The sequence below is a fragment of the Mesorhizobium sp. M6A.T.Cr.TU.017.01.1.1 genome, from assembly GCF_004023115.1.
GTDB lineage: Bacteria > Pseudomonadota > Alphaproteobacteria > Rhizobiales > Rhizobiaceae > Mesorhizobium > Mesorhizobium mediterraneum.
The window spans coordinates 1-4653 of record NZ_RZTA01000217.1 but is presented as its reverse complement, the minus strand read 5'-3'; the positions used below and the strand labels follow the sequence as shown (position 1 = coordinate 4653).

Genomic DNA, 4653 nt, shown 5'->3' with positions numbered 1-4653 from the left:
GCGCCGTCGAGGCTCGGGCGGAAGGAGGAAGCATCTCGGCGACGATGCTGTTACCGCCGCTGTCAACGATCATGCTCGAATTTGCTTCGGAATGAGCGATGTCTCGCAGCGCGTAACTTGGGAGGATAAAATGGCAGAGATAAAACGAACCCAGCCGCTGGCGCGCGATGCCATGGCTTATGTGCTGGCCGGCGGCCGCGGCAGCCGCCTCAGGGAGTTGACCGACCGACGCGCCAAGCCGGCGGTCTATTTCGGCGGCAAGACGCGCATCATCGATTTTGCGCTCTCCAACGCGCTCAATTCCGGCATTCGCCGCCTCGGCGTCGCCACGCAATACAAGGCGCATTCGCTGATCCGCCACCTGCAGCGCGGCTGGAACTTCCTGCGGCCCGAGCGTAACGAGAGCTTCGACATCCTGCCGGCCAGCCAACGCGTGTCGGAAACGCAATGGTATGAGGGCACGGCCGATGCCGTGTACCAGAACATCGACATCATCGAGGCCTACGGGCCCGAATACATGGTCATCCTAGCCGGCGACCACATCTACAAAATGGACTACGAGCTGATGCTTCGCCAGCATGTCGAAGCCGGTGCTGATGTCACCGTCGGCTGCCTCGAAGTGCCGCGCATGGAGGCGACCGGCTTCGGTGTCATGCATGTCGATGCCAAGGACACCATCATCTCCTTCATCGAGAAGCCCGCCGATCCGCCCGGCATTCCCGACAAGCCGGATTTCGCCCTGGCCTCGATGGGCATCTATGTGTTCAAGACCAAGTTCCTGATGGAGCAACTGCGCCGCGACGCGGCCGAACCGGGCTCAAGCCGAGACTTCGGCAAGGACATCATCCCCTATGTCGTCGAGCATGGGAAAGCGATCGCCCATCGCTTCGCCAAATCCTGCGTGCGCTCGACCGCCGAGAACGAAGCCTACTGGCGCGATGTCGGCACGGTCGACGCCTATTGGGAAGCCAATATCGACCTGACCGACATCACGCCGGAGCTCGACCTCTACGACCGCGACTGGCCGATCTGGACCTATGCCGAGCTGAAGCCGCCGGCAAAGTTCGTGCATGACGAGGATGGCCGCCGCGGCTCTGCCGTGTCGTCGCTCGTCTCGGGCGATTGCATCGTCTCAGGCGCGTCACTGAAGCGAAGCCTGATCTTCACGGGCGCGCGCATCAATTCCTATTCGACGCTCGAGGACGTCGTCATGCTGCCCGACTGCCATGTCGGCCGGAACGCAAGGTTGAAGCGCGTGGTCATCGATCATGGCGTAAGGATACCGGAGGGGCTCGTGGTCGGCGAGGATCCCATTCTCGACGCCAAGCGCTTCCGCGTTTCCGAAAAGGGCATCTGCCTCGTCACGCAGGTCATGATCGACAAACTGGGGTTGTAGTGGATGCAGGTTCTGTCGGTCACGCCCGAAATATTCCCTCTGATCAAGACTGGCGGGCTTGCCGACGTGACCGGCGCGTTGCCCATCGCGCTCGCCGGCAACGGCGTGACGATGCGCACGCTCGTTCCCGGCTATCCCCAGATCATGGATGCCTTCAAGAAGAAAAAGGCCGTTCACCAATACTCGCAGCTGCAGGGCGGCAAAGCTTCGGTCCATGCCGTGGAGATTTCAGGGCTCGATCTTTTCGTGCTCGACGCGCCGCATCTGTTCGATCGTCCCGGCGGTCCCTATGGCAATGCCACCGGCGCCGACTGGCCGGATAATTGGCGGCGTTTCGCGGCCCTGAGCCAGGTTGGCGGCGACATCGCCGGCGGCGCCATCTCGGGCTACCAGCCGGACATCGTCCACGCCCATGACTGGCAATCGGCGATGACGCTGGCCTATATGCGCTACGGCAAGGCGGTCGGAACGCCGTCGATGATCACCGTCCACAACCTCGCTTTCCAGGGCCGGTTCGGCGCCGGCATCTTTGGCGAGCTTGGCTTGCCGGCGTCGGCCATGGCGCTCGACGGCGTCGAATATTATGGCGGCGTCGGCTTCCTCAAGGCCGGCCTGCAGGCCGCCTGGGCCATCACCACGGTCAGCCCGACCTATGCCCAGGAAATCCGCTCGCCCGAATTCGGCATGGGCCTTGATGGCCTGGTCAACATGCGGTCTGTCGATCTCTATGGCATCGTCAACGGCATCGATACCGAGATATGGGACCCGGCCACCGACAAGCATCTGGTCTCCAATTACACGGCCAAGACTTTGAAGGCGCGGCACCCCAACCGGACCGCCGTCGAGGATCGTTTCGACCTCGATCGCGACGACAGTCCGATCGTCTGTGTCATCAGCCGGCTCACTTGGCAGAAGGGCATGGATATATTGGCGGCGGTCGTTGACGGGATCGTTGCGAGGGGTGCGCGCCTGGCGATTCTGGGATCCGGCGACGCCGGCCTCGAAGGTGCGCTGCTGGCCGCCGCCGCCCGCCACCGCGGTCGCATCGGCGTCGTCATCGGTTATGACGAGGGCCTTTCCCACACCATGCAGGGCGGCTGTGACGCCATCGTCATCCCGTCGCGCTTCGAGCCTTGCGGACTGACGCAGCTTTATGGCCTGCGCTATGGCTGCGTGCCGGTCGTCGCCCGCACCGGCGGCCTCGCTGACACGATCATCGATGCCAATGAAGCGTCCGTTTCGGCAGGCGTCGCGACCGGCTTCCAGTTCGCGCCCGCCGATGCCGGCGCCTTGCTGCACGCCATCCGCCGGCTGGTCGAAGCGCACGCCAACCCCACGGTCTGGACGTCGATGCAGCGGCAAGGCATGAAGGCCGACGTGTCGTGGGACAAAAGCGCGGAAAAATATGTTGAGCTCTATCGCTTGCTGCTTTCGAAAAGGGTCGCCTGAAGCATGACACAAACCGTCCCCACCAAACCCTATCTCGACCAGAAGCCCGGCACCTCCGGGCTGCGCAAGAAGGTGCCGGTGTTCCAGCAGGGGCACTATGCAGAGAACTTCATCCAGTCGATCTTCGATGCGCTGGATGGATTCAAGGGCAAGACCCTGGTGATCGGCGGCGACGGCCGCTTCTACAACCGCGAGGTCATCCAGAAGGCCATCGCCATGGCGGCAGCAAACGGCTTCGGCAAGGTGATGGTCGGGCAGGGCGGTATCCTGTCGACGCCGGCAGCTTCCAACGTCATCCGCAAATACAAGACTTTCGGCGGCATCATCTTGTCGGCCAGCCACAATCCAGGCGGCCCGCATGAGGATTTCGGCATCAAATACAATGCTGGCAATGGCGGCCCGGCGCCGGAAAAGCTGACCGACGCGATCTTCGCCAAGACCAAGGTGATCTCCAGTTTCAAGATCGCCGACATCGACACCGTCGACATCGACACAATCGGTACCGTCGAGGCGGGCGGCATGACGGTCGAGGTGATCGACCCGGTCGCCGACTATGCCGAGCTGATGGAAAGCCTGTTCGATTTCGATGCCTTGCGCGCGTTGTTCAAATCGGGTTTCCGCATGCGCTTCGACGCCATGCATGCCGTGACGGGTCCCTACGCCAAGGAGATCCTGGAAAACCGTCTCGGCGCGCCGAACGGCACTGCCCGTAACTTCATTCCCCTGCCGGATTTTGGCGGCCACCATCCCGATCCCAATCTGGTTCACGCCAAACACCTCTATGACGAGATGATGGGACCGGATGCGCCGGATTTCGGCGCCGCTTCCGACGGCGACGGCGACCGCAACCTGATCATCGGCAAGGGTATTTTCGTCACCCCGTCGGATTCCGTGGCCATGCTCGCCGCCAACGCCCATCTGGCGCCGGGGTATAAGGCCGGCCTGAAAGGCATCGCCCGCTCGATGCCGACCAGCGGTGCGGCCGACCGCGTCGCTGAAAAGCTCGGCATCGGCATCTACGAAACGCCGACCGGTTGGAAATTCTTCGGCAACCTTCTCGACGCCGGCATGGCGACGATCTGCGGCGAGGAAAGTGCCGGAACCGGCTCCAACCATGTCCGCGAAAAGGACGGGCTGTGGGCCGTGCTTTTGTGGCTCAATATCCTTGCTGCCCGCGGCGAAAGCGCCAAGCAGATCGTCACCGAGCACTGGGCGACCTATGGCCGCAACTACTATTCGCGCCATGACTATGAAGAGGTCGAGACCGACCGCGCCGACGCGCTGGTCGACGAATTGCGCGCCAAGCTCGCTTCGTTGCCCGGCACCAGCGTGCGCGGCATGAAGATCGCCAGCGCCGACGATTTCGCCTACCACGATCCGGTCGATGGCTCGATAGCCAAGAACCAGGGGATCAGGGTGCTGTTCGAAGGCGGATCGCGCGTCGTCTTCCGTCTCTCCGGCACCGGCACCTCGGGGGCGACGCTGCGCCTCTACATCGAGCGCTACGAGCCGGACAAGTCTCGGCACGATCTTGACACCCAGGAGGCGCTTGCCGATCTGATTGCGGCAGCCGATGATATCGCCGGGATTCGCGGCCATACCGGCCGCGCCAAGCCGAGCGTGATTACTTGAGTTTGGTTCACAGCCGGCCGTCTGAGTTCGGCCTGCGTCGCGAGGCTCCCCCTTCTCCCCTTGTGAGACCTTTGCACAGAAGCCGAACGGTGATTCTGTGGTGAAGGTTGGAGCAGGGAGATTCGGGATGGCGGATCGTGTTTGGGGTCAGTTGAGTCTGGCGGACGGTCTGGCGG

General features: G+C 62.8%; 3 protein-coding genes. All 3 read left to right on the top strand.

The features are described from left to right. The first annotated feature begins 130 nt into the window (after window positions 1–130). Genes glgC through EOB36_RS33215 form a run of 3 tightly spaced genes read left to right on the top strand, consistent with a single transcriptional unit; the run spans window position 131 to window position 4477 of the window. Complete coding sequence (gene glgC, locus EOB36_RS33225) at window positions 131–1396, top strand: glucose-1-phosphate adenylyltransferase (protein WP_095486215.1); 1266 nt, start codon at window positions 131–133, stop codon at window positions 1394–1396. Between the two features lie 3 nt (window positions 1397–1399). Beyond that, window positions 1400–2845: a glycogen synthase GlgA gene (gene glgA, locus EOB36_RS33220; protein ID WP_095486093.1), complete on the top strand. Its 1446-nt coding sequence runs from the start codon at window positions 1400–1402 to the stop codon at window positions 2843–2845. Between the two features lie 3 nt (window positions 2846–2848). Next, window positions 2849–4477, top strand: coding sequence for an alpha-D-glucose phosphate-specific phosphoglucomutase (locus EOB36_RS33215; protein WP_095486092.1), 1629 nt, complete (start codon window positions 2849–2851; stop codon window positions 4475–4477). Window positions 4478–4653 lie beyond the last annotated feature (176 nt).